Origin of the sequence: Streptomyces drozdowiczii (genome assembly GCF_026167665.1) — a bacterium.
Lineage (GTDB): Bacteria > Actinomycetota > Actinomycetes > Streptomycetales > Streptomycetaceae > Streptomyces > Streptomyces drozdowiczii_A.
In genome coordinates this window covers 4,769,109-4,792,497 of the sequence record NZ_CP098740.1, presented here as the reverse complement: position 1 = coordinate 4,792,497, position 23,389 = coordinate 4,769,109, and the positions used below count along the sequence as shown (strand labels likewise).

Annotated in this window: 15 protein-coding genes and 2 pseudogenes; 4 read left to right on the top strand and 13 right to left on the bottom strand. The window is 72.9% G+C overall.

Annotated elements, in window-relative coordinates; translation table 11 throughout:
- Window positions 1–4: 4 nt before the first annotated feature.
- The 8 genes and pseudogenes from NEH16_RS21735 to hrcA all read right to left on the bottom strand — a co-directional run bounded on the left by NEH16_RS21735 (window position 5) and on the right by hrcA (window position 9,387).
- The gene (locus NEH16_RS21735) at window positions 5–913 is read right to left on the bottom strand and encodes a ribonuclease Z (protein ID WP_265544449.1); all 909 of its coding nucleotides are present in this window, start codon (window positions 911–913) and stop codon (window positions 5–7) included.
- On the bottom strand, window positions 914–1,273 hold the full coding sequence (locus NEH16_RS21730; RefSeq protein WP_073965257.1) for a histidine triad nucleotide-binding protein: 360 nt from the start codon (window positions 1,271–1,273) through the stop codon (window positions 914–916).
- A 139-nt stretch (window positions 1,274–1,412) separates the two neighbouring features.
- A pseudogene (locus NEH16_RS21725) lies at window positions 1,413–4,585 on the bottom strand (S41 family peptidase).
- A gap of 120 nt (window positions 4,586–4,705) precedes the next feature.
- Window positions 4,706–5,116, bottom strand: coding sequence for a hypothetical protein (locus NEH16_RS21720; protein WP_374215642.1), 411 nt, complete (start codon window positions 5,114–5,116; stop codon window positions 4,706–4,708).
- Window positions 5,117–5,308: 192 nt separating this feature from the next.
- Window positions 5,309–6,054 (bottom strand): annotated as a pseudogene (locus NEH16_RS21715) (16S rRNA (uracil(1498)-N(3))-methyltransferase).
- Complete coding sequence (locus NEH16_RS21710; protein ID WP_265544445.1) at window positions 6,051–7,124, bottom strand: nitronate monooxygenase; 1,074 nt, start codon at window positions 7,122–7,124, stop codon at window positions 6,051–6,053. The pseudogene NEH16_RS21715 and the gene NEH16_RS21710 overlap by 4 nt, the downstream one beginning before the upstream one ends.
- Before the next feature lie 109 nt (window positions 7,125–7,233).
- Entirely contained in the window at window positions 7,234–8,370 is a 1,137-nt protein-coding gene (gene dnaJ / locus NEH16_RS21705; protein ID WP_265544444.1) for a molecular chaperone DnaJ, read from the bottom strand.
- Window positions 8,371–9,387 (bottom strand): heat-inducible transcriptional repressor HrcA, encoded by a 1,017-nt coding sequence (gene hrcA / locus NEH16_RS21700; protein WP_073965251.1) that lies wholly within the window; start codon window positions 9,385–9,387, stop codon window positions 8,371–8,373.
- Window positions 9,388–9,573: 186 nt separating this feature from the next.
- On the opposite strand from hrcA, the gene NEH16_RS21695 reads away from it, so the two are divergent.
- The 3 genes from NEH16_RS21695 (at window position 9,574) to NEH16_RS21685 (ending at window position 14,141) form a co-directional block, all read left to right on the top strand.
- Window positions 9,574–10,296, top strand: a complete 723-nt coding sequence (locus NEH16_RS21695; protein ID WP_265544441.1) for an MBL fold metallo-hydrolase — start codon at window positions 9,574–9,576, stop codon at window positions 10,294–10,296.
- Between the two features lie 41 nt (window positions 10,297–10,337).
- Window positions 10,338–11,156 carry a DUF3097 domain-containing protein gene (locus tag NEH16_RS21690; RefSeq protein WP_073965249.1) on the top strand — a complete coding sequence of 273 codons (819 nt, stop codon included), beginning with the start codon at window positions 10,338–10,340 and terminating at the stop codon, window positions 11,154–11,156.
- 117 nt (window positions 11,157–11,273) lie between these two features.
- Window positions 11,274–14,141 (top strand): hypothetical protein, encoded by a 2,868-nt coding sequence (locus NEH16_RS21685; RefSeq protein WP_265544440.1) that lies wholly within the window; start codon window positions 11,274–11,276, stop codon window positions 14,139–14,141.
- A 62-nt stretch (window positions 14,142–14,203) separates the two neighbouring features.
- On the opposite strand, the gene hemW is transcribed toward NEH16_RS21685, so the two are convergent.
- From hemW to lepA, 4 genes are all read right to left on the bottom strand, one after another.
- Window positions 14,204–15,445 carry a radical SAM family heme chaperone HemW gene (gene hemW, locus NEH16_RS21680; RefSeq protein WP_265544438.1) on the bottom strand — a complete coding sequence of 414 codons (1,242 nt, stop codon included), beginning with the start codon at window positions 15,443–15,445 and terminating at the stop codon, window positions 14,204–14,206.
- A gap of 45 nt (window positions 15,446–15,490) precedes the next feature.
- Window positions 15,491–17,383, bottom strand: a complete 1,893-nt coding sequence (locus NEH16_RS21675) for a SpoIIE family protein phosphatase (protein WP_265547306.1) — start codon at window positions 17,381–17,383, stop codon at window positions 15,491–15,493.
- A 220-nt stretch (window positions 17,384–17,603) separates the two neighbouring features.
- Complete coding sequence (locus tag NEH16_RS21670) at window positions 17,604–19,493, bottom strand: AMP-dependent synthetase/ligase (RefSeq protein WP_265544437.1); 1,890 nt, start codon at window positions 19,491–19,493, stop codon at window positions 17,604–17,606.
- Window positions 19,494–19,709: 216 nt separating this feature from the next.
- Window positions 19,710–21,584, bottom strand: coding sequence for a translation elongation factor 4 (lepA, locus tag NEH16_RS21665; protein WP_073965244.1), 1,875 nt, complete (start codon window positions 21,582–21,584; stop codon window positions 19,710–19,712).
- Between the two features lie 214 nt (window positions 21,585–21,798).
- Here lepA and rpsT point away from each other — a divergent pair, with 214 nt between their 5' ends.
- The gene (gene rpsT / locus NEH16_RS21660; protein ID WP_018103239.1) at window positions 21,799–22,065 is read left to right on the top strand and encodes a 30S ribosomal protein S20; all 267 of its coding nucleotides are present in this window, start codon (window positions 21,799–21,801) and stop codon (window positions 22,063–22,065) included.
- Between the two features lie 278 nt (window positions 22,066–22,343).
- Here rpsT and holA read toward each other — a convergent pair whose 3' ends face one another.
- Window positions 22,344–23,339 (bottom strand): DNA polymerase III subunit delta, encoded by a 996-nt coding sequence (holA, locus tag NEH16_RS21655; RefSeq protein ID WP_018103238.1) that lies wholly within the window; start codon window positions 23,337–23,339, stop codon window positions 22,344–22,346.
- Window positions 23,340–23,389: the final 50 nt, after the last annotated feature.

Genomic DNA, 23,389 nt, shown 5'->3' with positions numbered 1-23,389 from the left:
GGTGCTACGGGTGCCGGCTCGGAACCGGTACGCGCATGAGGTCCTGGGCGACGGTCAGCTCGCCCTCGTAACCGGCCGCCCGGGCCTCGGCCTCGAACGCCTCCGGTTCCGGATAGCGCTGGGAGAAGTGCGTCAGGACGAGATGCCGTACGCCCGACTTGCGGGCGACCCGGGCCGCCTGGGCGGCGGTCAGGTGGCCGTGGTCGGCGGCCAGCTGCCGGTCCGCGTCGAGGAACGTCGACTCGATGACCAGCAGGTCGCAGCCCTCGGCGAGGGCGTACACCCCGTCGCAGAGCCTGGTGTCCATGATGAACGCGAAGCGCTGTCCGCGCCTGTGCTCGGACACGTCGGCGAGCGTGATCCCGCCGAGGGCGCCCTCGCGCTGGAGGCGTCCGACGTCCGGCCCCTTGATGCCGTGCTCGGCGAGCTTCGCGGGCAGCATCCGCCGCCCGTCGGGCTCGGTGAGCCGGTAGCCGTACGACTCGACGGGGTGCGAGAGCCGGTGGCTGTCGAGCGTGTACGCGGCGGTGGTGGCCAGCGGTCCGTCGGCGGCGACGGGGGCCTCGGTCAGCTTCACGGTCTCGCGGTAGGCGGTGGCGTACCGCAGCCGGTCGAAGAAGCGCTGGCCGCTCGCCGGGTAGTGGGCGGTCACCGGGTGCGGGACCTGGTCGAGGTTGATCCGCTGGATCACCCCGGCCAGGCCCAGCGAGTGGTCGCCGTGGAAGTGCGTGACGCAGATCCGGTTGATGTCGTGCGCGGCGACCCCGGCCCGCAGCATCTGGCGCTGGGTGCCCTCGCCGGGGTCGAAGAGGATGCCCTCGCCGTCCCAGCGCAGCAGATAGCCGTTGTGGTTCCGGTGCCGTGTCGGGACCTGGCTGGCGGTCCCGAGCACGACGAGTTCGCGGGCGGACATCTATCCGGGCGGCCATTCCAGGCCCCGGCCGCCCAGGACGTGGGCGTGCGCGTGGAACACGGTCTGGCCCGCGCCGGCGCCGGTGTTGAACACGACCCGGTAGCCGGTCGCGTCGATCTTGTCGTCGGCGGCGACGTTGCCCGCCTCGCACAGCACGTCGGCGAGCACCTGCGGTTCGGCGGCGCCGAGGGAGGCGGCGTCCGGGTAGTGCAGGCGCGGGATGACGAGTACGTGGGTGGGGGCCTGGGGGTTGATGTCGCGGAACGCGACGGTGGTGTCGGTCTCGCGGACGATGGTGGCCGGGATCTCGCCCGAGACGATCTTGCAGAACAGGCAGTCGGGCTGCGGTTCTCCTGCCATTCGCTTACGCGCTCCTTGATCTGGGTGATCCGTTGCGGTCCAGCCTATCCGGGGGCGCTGCCCCCGGACCCCCGCTCCTCAATCGCCGGAGGGGCTTGATTCGGTCGCCGCCGGCGCACCCGCCCCCACCCCGCCGAGGTCACTCCGCGAGGCCCGGCAGTTCCGGTGCCGCCTTCGCCGGTACGCGCTCCAGGGACTCCAGCGCGATCCGGATCGCCTCGTCCAGCTGAGGATCACGCCCCTCGGCGTGATCCCGAGGCGTCATCACGACCTCCGTATCCGGGTCCACGCCGTGGTTCTCGACGCCCCACCCGTACCCCTCCAGCCAGAACGCGAATTTCGGCTGCGTGACCAGCGTCCCGTCCACCAGCCGGTACCGGCTGTCGATGCCGACCACGCCGCCCCAGGTCCGGACCCCGACCACGGGCCCGATCCTCAGCGCCTTGATCGCCGCGTTCACGATGTCGCCGTCCGACCCGGAGAACTCGTTCGCCACGGCCACCACAGGGCCCCGCGGCGCGTCGCCCGGGTAGCTGAACGGCTGCATGTGGCGCGGCAGGTCCCAGCCCACGATGCGGCGGGCCAGCTTCTCGACCACGAGCTGCGAGGTGTGGCCGCCCCGGTTCTCCCGGACGTCCACGACCAGGCCCTCGCGCGCCATCTCGGTCCGCAGGTCGCGGTGGATCTGGGCCCAGCCGCCGCCGACCATGTCGGGGACGTGGAGGTAGCCCAGCCGGCCGCCCGACCGCTCGTGCACGTACGCCCGCCGGTCGGCGACCCACGCGTGGTAGCGCAGGGCCTCCTCGTCGGCGACGGGCACGACGACGACGTGGCGCCGGTCGCCCCCGTCGGCCGGGGACACCGTCAGCTCGACGGGCTTGCCGGCCGAGCCGGTGAGCAGCGGCGCGGGCCCGGTGAGCGGATCGACCGGGTGCCCGTCGACGGCCAGGATCGCGTCACCGGCCCGGACCGCGACGCCCGGCGCGGCGAGCGGCGAGCGGGCGTCCGGGTCCGACGTCTCGGACGGCAGCACGCGGTCGACGCGCCAGCTGCCGTCCTCCGCACGGGAGAGGTCCGCCCCGAGCAGCCCCTGCCGGGCCGCGTCGTCGCGCCACCCGCCGGGCGGGGTGACGTAGGCGTGCGAGGTGCCCAGCTCGCCCTGGACCTCCCAGAGCAGGTCCATCAGGTCGTCGTGGGTGGCGACGCGCTCCAGGACCGGGCGGTAGCGGTCGAGGACCCCGTCCCAGTCGACGCCGCCCATGTCGGGCCGCCAGAAGTTGTCCCGCATGAGGCGCCCGGCCTCCTCGTACATCTGGCGCCACTCGGCGGCCGGGTCGAGGGTCCGGCGGATGCGGGAGAGGTCGACGGTCACGGCGTCGTCGTGGTCGTCGTCCCCCGCGGGCACCCGGCTGTCGGAGGGGACGACGGACAGCTTGCCGTGGTGGACGATCGCCAGCCGCTTCCCGTCACCGCTGACCGCGAAACGGCTGACGTCCGAGGACAGTTCCTCGCAGCGCAGCTTCTCCAGGTCGTACCGCTCCAGGACGGTGTCCGGGCGGCGGGCGTCCGGACCGGCCCCGCTCGTGCCGAGGACCCCGCTCAGCGGGTGGCGCAGCCAGAGCAGCCCGTCGCGCGCGGTGCGCAGCGAGGAGTAGGCGGCAGCCTCGACGGGAAGGGGCACGATCCGGTCGGCGAGGCCGTCCAGGTCGATGCGGGTGATGGGGAGCGCGGTGGGGTTGTCCTCGCCGTCGCCGCCCTTCTCCTTCTCCGTGGGCCGGCCGTGCAGCTGCGGTCCGAACGGGGAGGGCGTGGTCGCCGCGAGGGTGAGCAGGTGCGGCCGGCAGGAGCCGATGAACGCCAGGTCGAAGACGTGGGCGTCGTAGACCGGGTCGAAGGCGCGCTCGGAGAGGAAGGCGAGGTGCTTTCCGTCGGCGGTGAAGGCGGGCGCGAAGTCCCGGAACCGCAGCGGGGTGGCCTCGGAGACCGAGAGGTCGGCGATATGGGCCAGCTTGAGCTGGCTGAGCGGCTGGGGGCCGGGGTGCGACCAGGCGAGCCAGGCGGAGTCGGGCGACCAGGCGAGCCCGGAGGCGTCGCCGTGCTCGCTGCGGTCCACCTCGTGGATCTCGCCGCTCTCCCGCTCGACGATCAGCACGCGCCCGTCGTGCGCGGCGACCGCGAACCGGCTGCCGTCGGGGGCGGGGGCGAGGTCCAGGACGCGGCCCAGTCGGCCGGCCGCGAGGCGGCGGGGCGTGGCGCCGGGAGCGGTGCCGGTGGCGGGGGCGATCTCCAGCGCGTCGTCGCCCTCGGCGTCGGTGACCCAGACGACGTGCTGGTCGCCGTCGGCCTGGAAGGTGCGCGGCAGCCTGGCCCGTACGCCGGGCTCGGCGGCGAGCGCGCGGGCCGGGCCCTCGCGGTGGGTGACCCAGTGGAGGGCGCCCCGCGACAGGACGGCGCTGCCCCGGCCGGTGCGGTCGGGCGAGGCGCCGGCCAGGTGGCTGTCGGCGTGCAGCGGGTAGGGCTGGAGGTCGGCGCGCTGGCCGCCGAGCCGGATCTCGACGCGGCGGGGCTCGTCGCTCTCCAGGCTGTCCAGGAGCCAGAGTTCACCGGCGGAGGCGTAGGCGACCCGGGTGCCGTCGGTGGTGGCCTGCCGGGCGTAGAAGCCGTCGACGGGGGTGTGCCGGCGCAGACCGGTGCCGTCGGGCAGCGAGGAGTAGAGGGCGCCGGCCCCTCGTGGTCGGAGAGGAAGGCGATGCGCTCCCCCACCCACATCGGGCACTCGATGTTGCCGTCGAGGTCCTCGTGGATCCGGGCAAACTCCAGCGGGTCGTCCTCGGCCGCGATCCAGAGCTTGCCGGCCGCGCCGCCCCGGTAGCGCTTCCAGGCTGCGGCCTCGCGGCCCATGGTGGCCGAGAGCAGCAGGACGCGTCCGCCGGGCCCGTGGGCGAGGGAGCCGACGGGGCCGTACGGGAGGGTCCGCGCGGGGCCGCCGTCGACCGGGACGGCGCGGGCCCAGGTGCGGCGCAGCGAGACCTGGCCCTGGGTGCTGGTGACCAGTACGTCGCCTTCGGGGGTCCAGCCGCGCACGGTGGTGCGGGCGTCGCCCCAGTGGGTGAGCCGCCGGGAGGGCCCGCCGTCGGCGGGGGCGAGGTGGACCTCGGGCGCCCCGTCGCGGGTGGAGGTCCAGGCGACGAGGGTGCCGTCGGGAGATATGTGCGGCTGGGTGACGGGACGGTTGTCTGCGCTGACCCGCCATGCCCGGCCGCCGTCGAGTGGGGCGAGCCAGACGTCGTCCTCTGCGGTGAAGGCGATCACGTCACCTTGGACATGGGGGTACCGGAGGTAGGAAGGCTGTGTCACACGATCACCCTAGGCCGCGGGTGTGGCCGGTGGCACGGGGTTGGCCGGAGTACGTCACCCGCCGCGGCGGCGACGCTACTTGCCCGGATACGCGGTGACCGTCACCGTCACGGTGGCCGTCGGGCCGTTGCCCCGGCCCGGGGTTCCGGCGGGTGGGGCGGTCGTGGCCGGGGCGGTGCAGTCGCCGAGCAGGGTGGCCCGGAAGACGGCGCGCCCACCGGTCTTCGCGGTCATGTCGCCGCGTACGCAACGGCCTTCGACCGCGTAGGTGACCTGGCCGTCCAGCGCGATGTCGCCGCCGGACGTCGTCTTGCCGTCGCAGTGGACCTCGGCCTCCTGGCGGGTGGCGGAGGGTGTCCGCGAGCGGGTGGCGCCGCCTCCGTCGAGCGAGGCGGTGCAGGTCAGCCAGCGGACCCGGACGCCTTCGTGCTCCAGGGCGCGGGTGGCGGTCCGGTCGGTGGTGAAGGCGACGGACGCGGTGTTCAACGCGCCCGCGCCGTCGGCCGGTTCACAGGCGGTGAGCCCGGTGACGGCGGCTGCGGCGAGGCAGAACGCGGCCGGAAAACGACGGGCCGCACGACGGCCCCCTGCCCTTGATGTCCCCATACGGGCAGCTTCCCACCCCATCTGACGGCGCGGTAGACCGCTTCCGGGCACAACCACCCCATCGGGGACGGTTTACGACCAGCGCCCCGTGCGCCCCAGGAGCAGCGCCGTCGCCGCGGTGCCCGCCGTGGAGGTGCGCAGGACCGTGGGGCCGAGGCGGCAGGTGCGGGCGCCGGCGGCGGCGAACGCGGTCAGCTCGTCCGGCGATACGCCGCCCTCGGGGCCGACGACCAGCACGATCTCGCCCTCGTCGGGCAGCGCGACGGTGGCCAGCGGCTCGCTCGGGTAGTCGCGGTCCTCGTGCAGGACGGCCGCGAAGTCCGCCGCGGCGAGCAGGCCGACGACCTGTTTGGTGGTGGCCGGGTCCGCGACGTCCGGGAAGAGCACCCGGCGCGACTGCTTGCCCGCCTCCCGGGCCGTGGCGCGCCATTTGGCCAGGGACTTGAGGCCCCGGTCGCCCTTCCACTGGGTGATGCAGCGCGCCGCCTGCCAGGGGACGACCGCGTCGACGCCGGTCTCGGTCATCGTCTCCACGGCGACCTCCCCCCGGTCCCCTTGGGCAGGGCCTGGACGACGGTGATCCGCAGCGCGGGGCGCGGCTCCTCGTGGACCGGGGCCAGGTCGCCGACGACCAGCCGGTCCTTGCCCTCGGCGGCGCGCACGAGGCCCTGGGCCCACCGGCCGCGGCCGTCCGTGAGGACGACCTCCTCGCCGGTGCGCAGGCGCTTCACGGAGACGGCGTGGCGTCCCTCGGGCCCGTCGAGGACGAACTCGGGGGCGTCCGGCAGGTGGTCGACGACGAAGACGGGTGCCGTCACTGTGCGCTCCTTGTGCTCACTGCCGTCCGTGCGGCGTCCAGTTCGTCGGCGAGCAGCCGGACCAGCCGGCCGGCGGGCAGCTCGCGGGCCATGCGGTGGCCCTGCCCGGCCCACAGCGCCATGCCCTGGGCGTCCCCGACGCGGGCGGCGGCCTTGCGCAGCACGGAGGTCATGTGGTGGACCTGGGGGTAGGCGGCGGGGGCGTACGGGCCGTGCTCGCGCACGAAGCGGTTGACCAGACCGCGTGCCGGGCGTCCGGAGAACGCCCTGGTCAGGGTGGTCCGGACGAACAACGGGTTGGTCAGGGCCTGTTTGTGCAGGACGTGCGCGCCGGACTCCGGGCAGGCCAGGAAGGCGGTGCCGAGCTGGGCGGCGTCGGCGCCCGCCGCGAGGACGGCGGCGATCTGGGCGCCGCGCATCAGGCCGCCGGCGGCGACGACCGGTATCTGCACGGTCTCGCGGACCTGGGCGACCAGGCTCAGCAGCCCGGTCCCGCCGTCCTCGGTCGCCGGGTCGTCGTGGAACGTGGAGCGGTGGCCGCCCGCCTCGGTGCCCTGGGCGCAGACGGCGTCGGCCCCGGCCCACTCGGCGGCCTGGGCCTCCTCCGGCGAGGTGACGGTGACCATGGTGTACGTACCGGCCGCCGCGAACGCGTCGAGCGTGTCGCGCGAGGGGCAGCCGAAGGTGAAGGAGACGACCGGGACCGGGGCGTCGAGGAGAACGGCGAGCTTGTCCTCGTAACCGTCGTCGCCGGGGACATCCGGGTCGCCCAGCTCCGTCTCGTAACCGCGGGCCTCGTCCGCGAGGCGGGTGCCGTAGTCCGCCAGCGCGGCGGGGTCCGCCGGTTCGCACTGCGGCATGAAGAGGTTGACGCCGAAGGGCTGCCCGGTCAGGGCGCGCACCTGCCGGACCTCGTCCCGCAGGGCGTCCGCCGTCTTGTATCCGCCGGCCAGGAAGCCCAGCGCGCCGGCCTCGGAGACGGCGGCGGCGAGCTGCGGGCAGGACGCACCGCCGGCCATGGGGGCCTGCACGAGGGGATACCGGCAGAGAGCGGTCAGCGCGGAGGGCATGACCGCATCGTGTCATGTCCTCCCTGTCCCGTGATGCCCGCCCCACGGCAGGTCACGGCGCGTCGGTACGGACCCGGAGGCCGGGCCCGTACCGTGTGCGCGCGAGCCTTCAGCGGCCGTTGAAGGCGTCCTTCAGGCGGGAGAACAGGCCCTGCTGGCCCGGCTGGAACTGGCCGGTGGGCCGCTCCTCACCGCGCAGCTTGGCCAGTTCGCGCAGGAGGCGTTCCTGCTCGGGGTCCAGCTTCATCGGGGTGGTCACCTCGACGTGCACGATGAGGTCGCCGCGTCCGCCACCCCGCAGGTGGGTGATGCCGCGCCCGTGCAGCGGGACGGACTGGCCGGATTGGGTGCCCGGCCGGATGTCGACCTCTTCCAGGCCGTCCAGCGTCTCCAGCGGCACCTTGGTGCCGAGGGCCGCCGCCGTCATGGGGATGGTGACCGTGCAGTGCAGATCGTCGCCGCGGCGCTGGAACACCGCGTGCGGCACCTCGTGGATCTCGACGTAGAGGTCGCCGGCAGGGCCGCCGCCGGGGCCGACCTCGCCCTCGCCCGCGAGCTGGATGCGGGTGCCGTTGTCGACACCGGCGGGGATCTTCACGGTCAGCGTGCGCCGCGAGCGGATGCGGCCGTCGCCGGCGCACTCCGGGCAGGGGGTCGGCACGACCGTACCGAAGCCCTGGCACTGCGGGCAGGGGCGGGAGGTCATGACCTGGCCCAGGAAGGACCGGGTGACCTGGGAGACCTCGCCGCGGCCGCGGCACATGTCACAGGTCTGCGCGGAGGTGCCGGGGGCCGCCCCCTCGCCGCTGCACGTCGTGCAGACGACGGCGGTGTCGACCTGGATGTCCTTGGTGGTGCCGAAGGTCGCCTCGGCGAGGTCGATCTCCAGCCGGATCATGGCGTCCTGGCCGCGCCGGGTGCGCGAGCGGGGCCCGCGCTGCGACGACGTGCCGAAGAACGCGTCCATGATGTCGGAGAAGTTGCCGAAGCCGCCCTGGCCGAAGCCGCCCGCGCCGGCGCCGCCGGACTGCGAGAGCGGGTCGCCGCCGAGGTCGTAGACCTGCTTCTTCTGCGCGTCCGACAGGACCTCGTAAGCGGCGTTGATCTCCTTGAACCGCTCCTGGGTCTTCGGATCGGGGTTGACGTCCGGGTGCAGCTCGCGGGCGAGCCTCCGGAATGCCTTCTTGATCTCGTCCTGGGAAGCGTCGCGGCGCACGCCGAGTACGGCGTAGTAGTCCGTGGCCACTTACGACTCCGCCAGGATCTGTCCGACGTAACGTGCCACTGCGCGTACCGCTCCCATCGTTCCGGGGTAGTCCATGCGGGTCGGTCCGACCACGCCGAGTTTGGCGACTGCCTCGTCGCCCGAACCGTAGCCGACCGCGACGACGGACGTGGAGTTGAGGCCCTCGTGGGCGTTCTCGTGCCCGATGCGTACGGTCATGCCCGAGTCCTTGGCCTCGCCGAGCAGCTTCAGCAGCACGACCTGCTCCTCCAGTGCCTCGAGCACCGGCCGGATCATCACCGGGAAGTCGTGTCCGAAGCGGGTGAGGTTGGAGGTGCCGCCGATCATCAGCCGCTCCTCCGTCTCCTCGACGAGCGTTTCGAGCAGGATCGAGAGGACGGTGGACACGGTCCCCCGGTCCTCGCTCTCGAAGGATTCCGGCAGGTCCTGCACCAGCTGCGGGACGTCCGCGAAGCGGCGCCCCACCACCCGGCTGTTGAGCCGGGCCCGCAGATCGGCGAGCGAGGTCTCGCCGAACGGCGCCGGGCAGTCCACCAGCCGCTGTTCGACCCGTCCGGTGTCCGTGATCAGCACGAGCATCAGCCGCGCCGGGGCCAGGGACAGCAGCTCCACATGGCGCACCGTCGAACGGGTCAGCGAGGGGTACTGCACGACGGCGACCTGCCGGGTCAGCTGCGCGAGCAGCCGTACGGTGCGGCCCACGACGTCGTCCAGGTCGACCGCGCCGTCGAGGAAGTTCTGAATGGCGCGGCGCTCGGGCGAGGAGAGGGGCTTGACGCCCGCCAGCTTGTCCACGAAGAGCCGGTAGCCCTTGTCCGTCGGGATGCGCCCGGCGCTGGTGTGGGGCTGGGCGATGAAGCCCTCCTCCTCCAGCACCGCCATGTCGTTGCGGACGGTCGCCGGGGAGACCCCCAGCTGGTGCCGCTCCGTGAGCGCCTTGGAGCCGACGGGCTCCTCGGTCCCGACGTAGTCCTGGACGATCGCGCGCAGCACTTCGAGTCTGCGTTCGCTGAGCATCGCGCGCACACCTCCAGCTGTCCACGTCGGTGGTTCCCGGGCCGTTCCCGGGATTCCTCCTGGCACTCGGTGCGTACGAGTGCCAGCGATCCCCGGCCAGTGTACGGCGCCGAGGTGGTGCCCTAGCAAGGGCGACCGGCCATCGTGCCGCGCGACCGCGCAGGTCGCTGCCGATAGCGTCGCCGCATGGATGCCTCTTGGGAAGAGTTCGGATGGGAGCGGCTGGGTCACGGAACGGGCCGTCGGCGCCTTCCGGTCTGGGACGCGACGGCCCTGCTGGTGGCCGGTCCTGACGGGGTGCTGCTCTGCGACACCGGTTCGTCACTGCGTGAGGGTGTGGAACTGCGCGTCCAGGCCGAGGCGCTGCTCGGCCGGAGGGTGACGCACATCGCACTCAGTCACCCCCATTTCGACCATGTGCTGGGCACCGCCGCATTCGCCGGGGCACAGGTGTACGGCTCCGAGGGCACGGCGGAGCTGCTGCGAGGCGGGGCCGGTGAGCTGTACGCGGACGCGGTGGCACAGGGACTGCCCGAGGCGGACGCGGCCGAGGCCGCCGATGTGCTGGTGGCCCCGCGCCACGAGGTGCGCGGGGAGCTGACGGTGGACCTGGGCGGCGGCCGGGAGGCGGTCCTGGTGGACGTGGGCGCGGCGCACAGCGGCCACGACCTGGCGGTGCTGGTCCCGGGCTCCCCCGCGCTGGTCTTCTGCGGGGACCTGGTCGAGGAGTCCGGGGAGCCCCAGGCGGGCCCGGACGCGAGTCCGGCGCGCTGGCCGGCCGCGCTGGACCGGCTGCTGGAGCTGGGCGGGGAGGACGCGCTGTACGTGCCGGGGCACGGGGCGGTGGTGGACGCGGCGTTCGTCCGGGCGCAGCGGGCCGCACTGGCGGGGCGGTTCGGCGTGTCGTAGGTCTTCCCCGCCGATCGGCCTTCCCCGCTTATCGTCGTGCGATGCGCAGCTACCAGCCTGATCTGACCCCGCCGTGGAAGAAGTCCGCCCCCGCCCCGGAGGTGCCCGCCGAGACCGATCTGGTCGTGGAGGAGGCCGTCACCGGTTTCTGCGGCGCGGTGATCCGGTGCGAGAAGACCGCCGAGGGGCCGACGGTGACCCTGGAGGACCGGTTCGGCAAGCACCGGGTCTTCCCGATGACGCCGCGCGGCTTCCTCCTCGAGGGCCGGGTGGTCACGCTGGTGCGCCCGTCGGCCGGGGGCCCGGCACGGCCCACGCGTACGGCCTCCGGCTCGGTGGCGGTGCCCGGGGCGCGGGCGCGGGTGGCGCGGGCCGGGCGGATCTATGTGGAGGGGCGGCACGACGCGGAGCTGGTCGAGCGGGTCTGGGGCGACGACCTGCGCATCGAGGGCGTGGTCGTGGAGTACCTGGAGGGCATCGACGACCTGCCGGCGATCGTGCGGGAGTTCGCGCCCGCGCCGGACGCCCGCCTCGGGGTGCTGGTCGACCATCTGGTGCCCGGCTCCAAGGAGTCCCGGATCGCGGCGCAGGTGTCGGACGGCAACGTGCTGGTGGTGGGGCACCCGTACATCGACGTGTGGGAGGCCGTGAAGCCGGCGTCGGTGGGGATCGCCGGGTGGCCGGTGGTGCCGCGCGGGCAGGACTGGAAGACGGGGGTGTGCCGGGCGCTGGGCTGGCCGGAGAACACCGGAGCGGCCTGGCAGCGCATTCTGTCCTCGGTCCGCTCCTACCGGGACCTTCGCCCCGAACTCCTGGGCCGCGTCGAGGAATTGATCGATTTCGTCACCCTTCCGGACTGATGTCCGGCCGGCCTTCCCGTCGATCCGGCACCGATCCGGATAAATAGCTGCGCCTCGCACACACCATCGGTTATTGAGTGGGGCCAGGCTCTTTTCGCGAGGGAAGGCACGGGGGCGATGGCACGCGAGGTCTGGCGGGACACTGCGGAGAACGAGGCGGCATCCGCCGTCTTCCACTTCGTGCAGCAGCTCATCGACGGCTACCGCGACAACCGGCCGGTGATGCCCCTGGTGGTCCTCCAGGCCGCCGACGCCGACGTGCCCGCCGACGTGGACGCCCGGGTCGAGCAGATCGTGCGCCAGGTCCACCGGGCCAACCAGCCGCGCCGCGTCCCCCTGCGCCTGCTCGACGGGCGCGGCGATTCCCCGTACGAAGCGGCGCTCGACATGGTCCGCACGCTGACCGAGAAGCCGTGGGAGACCCGGGGCGGATCGCAGTACAAGCCGTTCGCCTTCCCCCGGTCCCGGCTGCTCGGCGCCATCGAGCAGGCCACCGAGGCCGTGCTGCGGGACCCGGACCCGGGCTGCTCCCGGGACCAGCGCGACGAACGGATCCTGGAGGAGCTGAGCGCGCTGCGCTGGCGGGCCGGGCGGCGCGGCCGGGGCACCTGGTGGACCGCGCTGCGCGAGTCGGTGCGGCCGGAGACGTTCGTGGGGGCCGTGGTCATCGCGGTCCTGGGTGTGCTGCTCGGCGAGATCGGCTGGCTGCCGACCATGCTGGTGGCCGTGGGGGCGGTCCTCGGGCTCGCGGTGGTCCGGCTGGTGACGACGTCGGCGCCGCCGCTGCTGTGGCTGCGCCGGGCCAGCAAGTGGTTCGCCACCACCTCGTCGCTGGCCGCCGCCAGCACCGGCTATCCGTCGGACGGCTGGTCCCGTCTCTCGCCCAGCGGTTCCTGGCGGGTGATCCGGGCGCGGGCGGCGGTGGTCGCGGGGCGGGTGGCCGACGCGGCGGCGGGCGACGAGCGGTCCCGCCAGTTCCACCTGGAGCTGAGGGTCCAGGCGCTGCTGGAGGACCTGCGCAACAACTACCGGCCGCACGCGCCGGACTGGCGGCGCGGCAAGCGGACCGTGCCGCCGGTGGTCTTCCTGCCGAGGGCCGTCCAGAGCAACGGCGGCGTGCAGCTGATCAACGCGATCAACAACGTCCGCTCCCGGCGCAGCGAGGTCGATCCGCTGCTGCTCCTGGCCTCGCTGCCGGCGGCCGAGATCCTGCGGCACACCCCGCCGCTGCCGCCCGACCCGCCGCCCGCGCACACGGGTGCGGCGCGGGCCCGGTACGAGGACTGGGTCGGCCATCTCAGCGTGGGCCAGTCGCCCTCGGGCACGGCCACGCCCGCCTGGGTGCTGCGGCTTCCGCTGTCGACGGCCCAGCTGACCCACGAGCACGCGCACGCCCAGCTGTCCACGCAGCGGGTGCGCAGGACGTGGGTGTGGTGGGTGATGTCGCGGACGACGGTCGCCTGTCTGGTGGCCGGCGCGCTGCTGGGCACGATGCTGCTGGGCAACCACCTGGCGAACCGCTACTGCCACGGTCCGCTCACGGATGTCGACACGGACTCGGTGCGGCTGGCCGGGCCGGGCGGCGGGGCCAAGGAGTGCATCGGCGTGGCGACGTCCACCCGGGTGCGCTTCGCGGAGGGCAACGGCCTGGAGCTGGACGGGGCCGGGGCGGGGGTCACCTTCGACCGGATCGAGCGGGCGGTGGCCGAGGAGAACGCCTCGATCCGGCCGGGCGACAAGTACGTCACCGTGATCTACGCGGGCCCGTTCACCGCACCGTCATCGGGGCGCACCCGCAAGGCGCTGGAGGAGCTGACCGGCGTCTACCTCTATCAGCACCACACCAACACGCTGGACTTCTCCGTGAAGCTGCGGGTGCTGACCGCCAACGGCGGGCAGGACATGCTCCAGCAGATACCCGCGGTGAAGAAGATCATCGAAGTGGCCGAAAGAGATCCCTCGGTGGTCGGCGTGGTCGGACTGGGCCGGGACACCACCGACAGCCCGGCGGCCACCGCCCTCCTTCAGCAGGCGGGCCTGCCCGTGGTGGACACCACCAACTCCGGGGGCTATCTGGCGACGGACTACTCCAACTACTTCGGCCTGGCGGCCACCGACCAGGAGCAGGCGAACGCCCTCGGCTTCGTCGCGAAGCGGGTGGCGGACGAGATCGCCAAGAAGCGCACGCCGCATGCGCTGGTCCTGGCACGGAAGCTCGGCAACAACGACAAGGACCGCTACACGGTGGAGCAGCGCAAGGTGGGCGGCGCGATGCTGAAGGACGCGGGCTTCGAGCTGTCGGAGCTGGTGGAGTACGGCCTCGGCCCCCGCAGCAGCGCCGACCTGGACCGTCCGGCGCAGCAGATCTGCTCGGCGGACCCGCCGCCGGACGCCCTGTACTTCGCGGGGCGGGTCGAGGACGTCGCCAACCTGATGAGCCGGCTCGCCCGCAGCTGCTCCCGCCGCCCGATCACCGTCTTCACCGGCGACGACCTGACCAAGACCCGCCTCGACGCGAGCACGGACACCACGAACAACGTCACGCTCTACCACACGGCCCTCGCCCCGATGAGCCGCGGCGACGCCAAGGGCTTCTACAAGGAGTCGTACCAGGCCCTGCAGACGCTGCTGCCGAAGGGCGCGACGCTTCCCCGCCTGCGGACGTCGAAACCGTACGAGGACCCGCTCTTCGCGAGCGGCCAGTCCGTGATGTCGTACAGCGCCACGGCCGCGCTGTACGACGCGGCGAGCCACGGCGACGCGGTGAACAGCGCGGCGGAGACCTGGGCGAACCTGTACGCGGTGAGCCTGGGGAACATGCCCACGGGGACCATCACCTTCCGCGGCTCCACCCCGTACGAGCCACAGGCGGGCCACGGTCTGGACGTCGTGCAGATCACCTACCCGGACGGCCGGAGGCACGCCCGGATCATCTGCGGCCGGGCCGCGGGAAGGTGGCGCTGGAGCCGCCGGGGTGCCCGCTGAAGTGAGCGGCGGGCTCGGGGGGCGTGCGCCTTGTCGGTGCGTACGCCCCGAGCGCGCCGGGCTCAGTCGACCAGGTCGCGTACCACCGCGTCGGCCAGCAGCCGCCCGCGCAGCGTCAGCACGGCCCGGCCGTCCTCGAACGGCGCCGGTTCCAGGAGGCCGTCGGCCACCGCCCGGCGGGCCGCCGCGAGGCCGGCGGGGGCCAGCAGGGAGAGCGGGCAGCCGTCCACGAGCCGCAGCTCCAGCAGGATGCGCTCGACGCGGCGGTCCTCGGCGGACAGGATCTCGCGCCCGGCGCCCGGCGAGCGGCCCTCCGCGAGTGCCTGTGCGTACGCCCCCGGGTGCTTCACGTTCCACCAGCGCACGCCCCCGACGTGGCTGTGCGCCCCCGGTCCGGCGCCCCACCAGTCGGCACCGCGCCAGTACAGCTCGTTGTGCAGGCAGCGGCCCTCCGGCGTACGGGCCCAGTTCGACACCTCGTACCAGGAGTAGCCGGCGGCGGCCATCGCCTCGTCCGCGATGAGGTAGCGGTCGGCGTGCGCGTCGTCGTCGGTCATCGGGATCTCGCCGCGCTTGATGCGGCGGGCGAGGCCGGTGCCCTCCTCCACGATCAGCGCGTACGCGGAGACGTGGTCGGGGCCGGCGCCGATCGCCGCGTCCAGGGACGCCCGCCAGTCGTCGTCGGACTCGCCGGGGGTGCCGTAGATCAGGTCCAGGTTGATGTGGTCGAACCCGGCCGCGCGCGCCTCTGCCACACAGGCCTCGGGCCGACCCGGGGTGTGGGTGCGGTCCAGGATCTTCAGGACGTGCTGCCGGGCGCTCTGCATGCCGAAGGAGATCCGGTTGAAGCCGCCCTCGCGCAGCTCGGCCAGGTAGGCCGGGCCCACGGACTCCGGGTTGGCCTCGGTGGTGATCTCCGCGTCGTCGGCGAGCCCGAACTCCTCGCGGACCGCCGCCAGCATCCGGACCAGGTCGGCCGCGGCGAGCAGGGTCGGGGTGCCGCCGCCGACGAAGACCGTGCGGACAGGGCGCGGATCGTCGCCGAGGACCTTGCGGGCCTGGCGGACCTCGCCGATCAGGTGGGCGGCGTAGTTGTCGCGGGAGGCCAGCGCCCCGCCGGAGCCGCGCAGCTCGGTCGCCGTGTAGGTGTTGAAGTCGCAGTAGCCGCAGCGGGTCGCGCAGTACGGCACGTGCAGGTAGAAGCCGAGCGGGCGGTCGGCTGCGCCTTCCAGGGCATGGCGGGGCAGCGCCCCGTCGTCGGGCACGGGTTCACCATCGGGCAGTACGGAAGGCATACCGCCCATTGTCTCGCGCCGCCCGGCGAACGGACGCCATGCCCCGGACCGGCGCTACTCGGCCTGGAGCACCAGGAGCGCCAGGTCGTCGTCCGGCGGGCGCTCCGCGAAGTCGTGCACGGCGTGCTTGATGCGCTCCGCGATCCCTTCCGCACTCAGCCCCGCGCACCCCGACAGGGCCTGCGCCAGCCCGTCCCCGTCATCGAACATCAAGGCGCCCGAGCGCCGCTCCGTGACCCCGTCGGTGACGCAGAGCAGGCTGTCGCCGGGTGCCAGGTCGAAGCTCTGGGTCTCGTAGACGGCGTCGTCCATCAGCCCGAGCAGCAGCTGCGGCTCGGCGGCGGGCCGCACGGTGCCGTCCGGGCGCAGCAGCAGCGGCAGCGGGTGCCCGGCGCTGGCCAGGGTGCAGCGCGCGCCGCCGCCGGGCAGCGGCACCAGCTCCCCGTACAGCAGGGACAGGAAGCGGGACTGCCCGCCGTTGTCCGCGGAGTGCTGGCCCCCGGCGGCGGCGACCATCAGCGCGGCGGCCTCGGCGGCCTCCATGGCGTCGTCCAGGAGCAGCCGGTTGAGCCGGACCAGGACCTCGTCGGCCTGGAAGCCCTCGCGGGCCAGCAGCCGCAGCCAGGGGCGGGCCAGGCCCGTCACGACGGCGGCCTCGGGGCCGCTGCCCTGGACGTCGCCGAGCACGAAGCACCAGCGGTCGCCGGGGCACGGGAAGATGTCGTAGAAGTCACCGCCGACGACGCCGTCGTCGCTCGGTTCGTAGACGAGGGAGCTGGCCACCCCCGGTATTTGGGCGACCTTGCTGGGCAGCAGCCCGCGCTGGAGGATCCGGCTGATCGTGGCCTGCCGGGTGTAGGCGCGGGCGGCGCCCACGGCGAGGCCGACCCGGCGCACGAAGTCCTCGATGAGGGCCGTCAGCTCGTCGGGCAGCCGGTCGGTGGACTCGCGGCCGAGGAGTACGGCTCCGAGGGTCCGGCCGCCCGAGGTGATCCGGTAGGCGAAGGCGACGCCCTCCTCCCCGTCCGGCGGCTCGCCGTCCTCCCCGCTGCCGGGCCACGGCATGGACACGGCACCGGTGCCGACGCGCTCGGGGAGCCGGAGCGGGTCGCCCTCCAGCAGGGCGCGCAGCGGCCCGGTCCGCTCCTCGTCGACGTGCCAGACCTTGGCGAGGCGGGGGACGGCCGCGGGGCCGCCGCTCTCGGGCTCCAGCCAGATCGCGCACCAGTCGGCGAGGCGGGGGACGAGTAACTGCCCGGCGAGGGCCGCCACGATGTCCTCGTCCAGCTGCCCGGCCAGCAGGTCGGACGCCTCGGCGAGGAAGGAGAGCGCCCCGCGCCCGGCCCAGTCCCCGTCGTCGCGGGCGGTGCGCCGGGCGGTCGGGGCCAGCAGCTCGGCGGCGCGCAGCCCGCGGTCGAGCCCGCTCTCGCCGCGCCCCTCCGGGAACGGGTTCCAGTCGTCCACGGGGAGCCGGGCCCAGACGGTCTTCGTACCGGTGCGGTAGGTGATGCCCCACCGCTCGGCGAGGGCGGCGACGATGTCCAGGCCGCGCCCGTAGTCGGCGGGCTCGCCCACGCCCTCGGCGCTGTGCGCGTGGTCGCCGCGGACGGTGCGGCCGGGGTGGTGGTCGGAGACCTCCAGGACCAGTGCGGACTGCTCGTCCTCGGTGGCCTCCTCCAGCCGGAAGAGCAGGTCGACCGCAGTGCCCGCGTGGACGACGGCGTTGGTCACCAGCTCGCTGACGATCATCGCGGCGTCATCGGACAGCCGCTCGCTGAACCCGACCGCGGCGGGCAGCCCGAGGCCGGTCCACTCGTCCAGCGCGGCGGTGACGAAGCGCCGGGCCGCGGCGGGCGCGAGGAGGTTGCCGGGCAGGCTGGTCCGGGCGACCGGCTGTGTGCCTGTGGCGGCGGTGTTTCCGGGACGCTGCACGATGTCCCGCTGCAAGGGAATGGACCCCACAGGGCGGCTCCTGACCTGTTCTCGCTCTGCCTGTTTCTCCGTGGTGCGCCGCTGACGACACGGACAGAGTGACAGATCGGCCCTTCACATACGCGCCGAGTTACCGAAGTGGGTGGTGAAGAGGTTGCGGCGAGAACGCGCCGGCCCCCCGCGCCGGAGCGCGCGGGGGCTTTCGGGGGGCGTGCGAAGGTGCCGCGGGCGCGGGTCAGGCTTCGCGGGAGCCCGCGTACATCTCCTCGATCAGGTCCTTGTAGGTGCGCTCCACGACCGGCCGCTTCAGCTTGAGGCTGGGCGTGACCTCGCCGTGCTCGATGTCGAGGTCGCGCGGGAGCAGCCGGAACTTCTTGATGGTCTGCCAGCGCTGAAGGCCCTCGTTGAGCCGCTTCACGTAGCCGTCGATCAGCTCGACGGTCTTCGGGGAGGCCACGACGTCCGCGTACGACTTGCCCTCCATGCCGTTCTCGGCGGCCCAGCCGAGGATGGTGGGCTCGTCCAGGGCGATCAGCGCGGTGCAGAAGTTACGGTCCGCGCCGTGGACGAGGATGTTGGAGACGAACGGGCAGACCGCCTTGAACTGGCCCTCGACCTCCGCGGGCGCGATGTACTTGCCGCCGGACGTCTTGATCAGGTCCTTCTTGCGGTCGGTGATCCGGAGGTAGCCGTCCACGGAGAGCTCGCCGATGTCGCCGGTGTGGAACCAGCCGTCGGCCTCCAGCACCTCGGCGGTCTTGTCCGGCAGCCCCTGGTAGCCCTGCATGATGCCGGGGCCGCGCAGCAGGATCTCGCCGTCGTCGGCGATGCGGACCTCGGTGCCGGGCAGCGGTTTGCCGACCGTGCCGGTGCGGTAGCTCTCGCCCGGGTTGACGAAGGAGGCGGCGCTCGACTCGGTGAGGCCGTAGCCCTCCAGGATGTGGATGCCGGCGCCGGAGAAGAAGAGCCCGATGTCGGGGGCGAGCGCGGCGGAGCCGGAGACGCAGGCGCGGAGCCGGCCGCCGAACGCCTCGCGGATCTTGGCGAAGACGAGTGCGTCGGCGACCTTGTGCTTGCTGCCGAGCGCGAAGGGCACGGACGCCTTGCCGGTGCGCCGGAAGTTGTCCTGGGAGACCCGGGCGTACTCGCGGGCGACGCCGGCCGCCCACTGGAAGATCTTGTACTTGGCGGCGCCGCCCGCGCGCGCCTTGGCCGCGACCCCGTTGTAGACCTTCTCGAAGATGCGCGGCACGGCGGCCATGTAGGTCGGCTGGACGACCGGCAGGTTCTCGATGATCTTGTCGACGCGGCCGTCGACGGCGGTGACGTGGCCGACCTCGATCTGCCCGGAGGTGAGGACCTTGCCGAAGACGTGGGCGAGCGGCAGCCAGAGGTACTGGACGTCGTCCTTGGTGATCAGGCCGGTGGAGACGGTGGCCTTGGCCATGTACGACCAGTTGTCGTGCGGCAGCCGTACGCCCTTGGGGCGGCCGGTGGTGCCCGACGTGTAGATGAGGGTCGCCAGCTGCTCGGAGGTGATGGCGTCGACGCGCTCGCGGACCGCCTCCGGGTTCTTCGCCAGGTGCTCGGCGCCCAGGGCCTCCAGTTCGGCCAGGGTGAGCACCCAGCCCTCGGGGTCGCCCTCGGCCGGACCGGCGCCCTCGGCGTCGATGACCACGACGTGGGCGAGGTTCGGGAGCTCGGCGCGGCGCTCGCGGGCCTTGGCCAGCTGGACGGCGTCCTCGGCGATCAGGACCCGGCTCTCGGAGTCGGCGAGGATGAACGCCGACTCCTCGGCGTTGGTGGAGGGGTAGACCGTGGTGGTCGCGGCGCCCGCGCACATGACGCCGAGGTCGACGAGGATCCACTCGACCCGGGTGGAGGAGGCGAGGGCGACGCGCTGCTCCGGCTGCACGCCGAGCGCGATCAGCCCGGCGGCCACGGCGTACACCCGCTCGGCGGCCTGCGCCCAGCTGAGCGACTTCCACTCGTCGGGGCCTTCGCCGCCGGCCGCGGGCACGGGATAGCGGTAGGCCTCCCCGTCCGGGGTGGCCGCCACCCGGTCGATGAAGAGGGTCGCCACGGAGGGCGGACGGTTATCGATCATGGTCTGTGTGTCGCTCACGACATCCTCCGGGCCTGCGGCGATGGTGCTTGCTGCTGTCTGCGTCTACGTGCTGCGATCCCGCTTGCTTAACTGGCGAGTAACTAAGAAGTCGTGATCAGGGTAGAGCGCCCGCGCGCCCCGCGTAAGGGGCAATCGGACGCCGCTTGATAACGAACGGGCCCCCGTGCCGCAGCGTGCTGCGGCACGGGGGCCCGTTCGGTCTGCCTGCCGGGACTACTTCTTGGCCTTGCCTTCCCCGGCGGACTCGTCGGTCGACAGCACGGAGATGAACGCGTCCTGCGGCACCTCCACGTTGCCGACCATCTTCATCCGCTTCTTGCCTTCCTTCTGCTTCTCCAGCAGCTTGCGCTTACGGGAGATGTCGCCGCCGTAGCACTTGGCGAGGACGTCCTTGCGGATGGCGCGGACGGTCTCGCGGGCGATGACCCGGGAGCCGATGGCCGCCTGGATCGGCACCTCGAAGTTCTGCCGGGGGATGAGCTTCTGCAGCTTGGCGACGAGGCGCACACCGTACGCGTACGCCTTGTCCTTGTGCGTGACCGCGGAGAACGCGTCGACCTTGTCGCCGTGCAGCAGGATGTCGACCTTGACCAGCTGGGCCGACTGCTCGCCGGTGGGCTCGTAGTCGAGGGAGGCGTAGCCCCGGGTCTTGGACTTCAGCTGGTCGAAGAAGTCGAAGACGATCTCCGCGAGCGGCAGCGTGTAGCGGATCTCGACGCGGTCCTCGGAGAGGTAGTCCATGCCGAGGAGGGTGCCGCGGCGCTGCTGGCACAGCTCCATGATCGCGCCGATGAACTCGCTGGGCGCCAGGACCGTGGCCCGGACGACCGGCTCGTGCACCTTGTCGATCTTGCCCTCGGGGAATTCACTCGGGTTGGTGACGGTGTGCTCGGTGCCGTCCTCCATCTCGACCCGGTAGACCACGTTGGGCGCGGTGGCGATGAGGTCGAGGCCGAACTCGCGCTCCAGCCGCTCGCGGACCACGTCCAGGTGGAGCAGGCCGAGGAAGCCGACGCGGAAGCCGAAGCCGAGCGCCGCGGAGGTCTCCGGCTCGTACACCAGGGCGGCGTCGTTGAGCTGGAGCTTGTCCAGGGCCTCGCGCAGGTCCGGGTAGTCCGAGCCGTCCAGCGGGTAGAGCCCGGAGAACACCATCGGCTTGGGGTCCTTGTAGCCGCCCAGCGCCTCGGTCGCACCGTTGTTCAGCGAGGTGATCGTGTCACCGACCTTGGACTGCCGGACGTCCTTCACGCCGGTGATGATGTAGCCGACCTCGCCGACGCCGATGCCGTCGGAGGGCGTCATCTCCGGCGAGGAGACACCGATCTCCAGCAGCTCGTGGGTGGCGCCGGTCGACATCATCCGGATCCGCTCGCGCTTGTTGAGCGAACCGTCGACGACACGGACGTACGTGACGACGCCCCGGTACGAGTCGTAGACCGAGTCGAAGATCATCGCGCGGGCGGGCGCGTCGGCGTCACCGACGGGCGCCGGGATGTCCCGGACGACGCGGTCGAGCAGCGCGTCCACGCCCATGCCGGTCTTCGCGGAGACCTTGAGCACGTCCTCCGGCTGGCAGCCGATGAGGCTGGCCAGCTCCTCGGAGAACTTCTCGGGCTGGGCGGCCGGCAGGTCGATCTTGTTGAGCACCGGGACGATGGTGAGGTCGTTCTCCATCGCCAGGTAGAGGTTGGCCAGGGTCTGGGCCTCGATGCCCTGCGCGGCGTCGACCAGCAGGATCGTGCCCTCGCAGGCGGCCAGCGACCGGGAGACCTCGTAGGTGAAGTCGACGTGGCCCGGCGTGTCGATCATGTTGAGGACATGGGTGCTGCCCTGGCCCTCACCGGTGGTCGGCGCCCAGGGCAGCCGGACCGCCTGGGACTTGATGGTGATGCCGCGCTCGCGCTCGATGTCCATCCGGTCGAGGTACTGAGCGCGCATCTGCCGCTGGTCGACCACCCCGGTGAGCTGGAGCATCCGGTCGGCAAGGGTCGACTTGCCGTGGTCGATGTGCGCGATGATGCAGAAGTTGCGGATCAGCGCCGGGTCGGTACGGCTCGGCTCGGGCACGTGGAGAGGAGTCGCGGGCACGCAGGGTCCTGATTCTTGAGACGCCGGACGCCGTGTCTCGGGTCGGTTCGGGTCGGGGCGGATCTGTACGTAGCCTCCATCGTCCCACGCCTGCGGGGCGGCGACCGGTTTGGGCCGGTCGGACCGGTCCTGCTACCGTGGACAGCTGTGCCATGTGGCTCTCGGGCCGCGCGGACACACATCGAAGATCCAACGAACCTGAAAAGGCTCTTTCGTGGCGAACATCAAGTCCCAGATCAAGCGGAACAAGACGAACGAGAAGGCGCGCCTGCGCAACAAGGCCGTCAAGTCGTCGCTCAAGACCGCGATCCGCAAGGCCCGCGAGGCCGTCGCCGCCGGCGACGTCGAGAAGGCCACCGTCGCCGTGCGCGCCGCGTCCCGTCAGCTGGACAAGGCCGTCTCGAAGGGTGTCATCCACAAGAACGCCGCCGCCAACAAGAAGTCGGCGCTGGCCTCCAAGGCTGCCACCCTCCAGGGCTGAGCGATCTGATCCCACCGCCGGACCGGATCAAGCGGGCCCTCTACCCCGCTCCGTCCCGGCCCCCGCGCCGCACACCGAACCTGCGTTCGCCACGCGGGTGCGACGCACCCATCTGAACCCGAGGCCCCGAAGTCCTTTCCCCAGGACGCCGGGGCCTTCGGCATGGGCAGGGCGAACGGGCCCGTCCGGCGCTCGAGGACACCTGAGCCCGCACGGCGAAACCAGCCCGTCCGGCGTTTGAGGACGACCGCGGCGCACAGGGCCACCACCGCACCGGACTACCGCGGGCTACGCCCGCCCCGCGCGGCCCCCGCCACGGCCACCACCGCCTTCTCCAACGCGTATTCGGGGTCGTCCCCGCCCCCCTTCACCCCCGCGTCCGCCTCCGCGACGGCCCGCAGCGCCACGGCGACCCCGTCCGGCGTCCACCCCCGCATCTGCTGCCGCACCCGGTCGATCTTCCACGGCGGCATGCCCAGCTCCCGCGCGAGATCCGCCGGCCGCCCCCCGCGCGCCGAGGACAGCTTGCCGATGGCGCGGACACCCTGCGCCAGCGCACTGGTGATCAGGACGGGCGCCACCCCCGTGGACAGCGACCAGCGCAGGGCCTCCAGTGCCTCCGCCGCCCGCCCCTCGACGGCACGGTCGGCGACCGTGAAGCTGGACGCCTCGGCCCGCCCCGTGTAGTAGCGCCCGACGACCGCCTCGTCGATCGTGCCCTCGATGTCCGCGACGAGCTGCGACACCGCGCTGGCCAGCTCCCGCAGGTCGCTACCGATGGAGTCGACCAGCGCCTGGCACGCCTCGGGCGTCGCGGACCGCCCCAGCGCGCGGAACTCCCCCCGGACGAAGGACAACCGCTCGGCCGGCTTCGTCGTCTTCGGGCACGCGACCTCGCGGGCCCCCGCCTTGCGGGCCGCGTCGAGCAGCCCCTTGCCCTTGGCGCCGCCCGCGTGCAGCAGGACGAGGGTGATCTCCTCGACCGGGTCGTCCAGATACTTCTTGACGTCCTTGATCGTGTCCGCGCTCAGATCCTGCGCGTTGCGCACGACCACGACCTTGCGCTCGGCGAAGAGCGAGGGGCTGGTCAACTCGGCCAGCGTGCCCGGCTGGAGCTGGTCGGGGGTGAGGTCCCGGACGTCCGTGTCGGCGTCGGCGGCGCGCGCGGCCGCCACCACCTGCTGCACGGCGCGGTCGAGGAGCAGGTCCTCCTGCCCCACGGCGAGCGTGAGCGGGGCGAGCGGATCGTCGGTGGAATTCCTTCTGGTGGCCATCGCCGTCCAGCATCCCACGGGCCACTGACAGCCCGGTCGCGGCCGGGTCC

Bases quoted from the DNA above. Each gene is read 5' to 3' on its own strand.
- hemW (WP_265544438.1), bottom strand. From the start codon at position 15,445: ATGGGCGGTATGCCTTCCGTACTGCCCGATGGTGAACCCGTGCCCGAC.
- NEH16_RS21730 (WP_073965257.1), bottom strand. From the start codon at position 1,273: ATGGCAGGAGAACCGCAGCCCGACTGCCTGTTCTGCAAGATCGTCTCG.
- NEH16_RS21690 (WP_073965249.1), top strand. From the start codon at position 10,338: ATGCGCAGCTACCAGCCTGATCTGACCCCGCCGTGGAAGAAGTCCGCC.
- hrcA (WP_073965251.1), bottom strand. From the start codon at position 9,387: ATGCTCAGCGAACGCAGACTCGAAGTGCTGCGCGCGATCGTCCAGGAC.
- holA (WP_018103238.1), bottom strand. From the start codon at position 23,339: ATGGCCACCAGAAGGAATTCCACCGACGATCCGCTCGCCCCGCTCACG.
- NEH16_RS21735 (WP_265544449.1), bottom strand. From the start codon at position 913: ATGTCCGCCCGCGAACTCGTCGTGCTCGGGACCGCCAGCCAGGTCCCG.
- NEH16_RS21710 (WP_265544445.1), bottom strand. From the start codon at position 7,124: ATGCCCTCCGCGCTGACCGCTCTCTGCCGGTATCCCCTCGTGCAGGCC.
- NEH16_RS21695 (WP_265544441.1), top strand. From the start codon at position 9,574: ATGGATGCCTCTTGGGAAGAGTTCGGATGGGAGCGGCTGGGTCACGGA.
- NEH16_RS21685 (WP_265544440.1), top strand. From the start codon at position 11,274: ATGGCACGCGAGGTCTGGCGGGACACTGCGGAGAACGAGGCGGCATCC.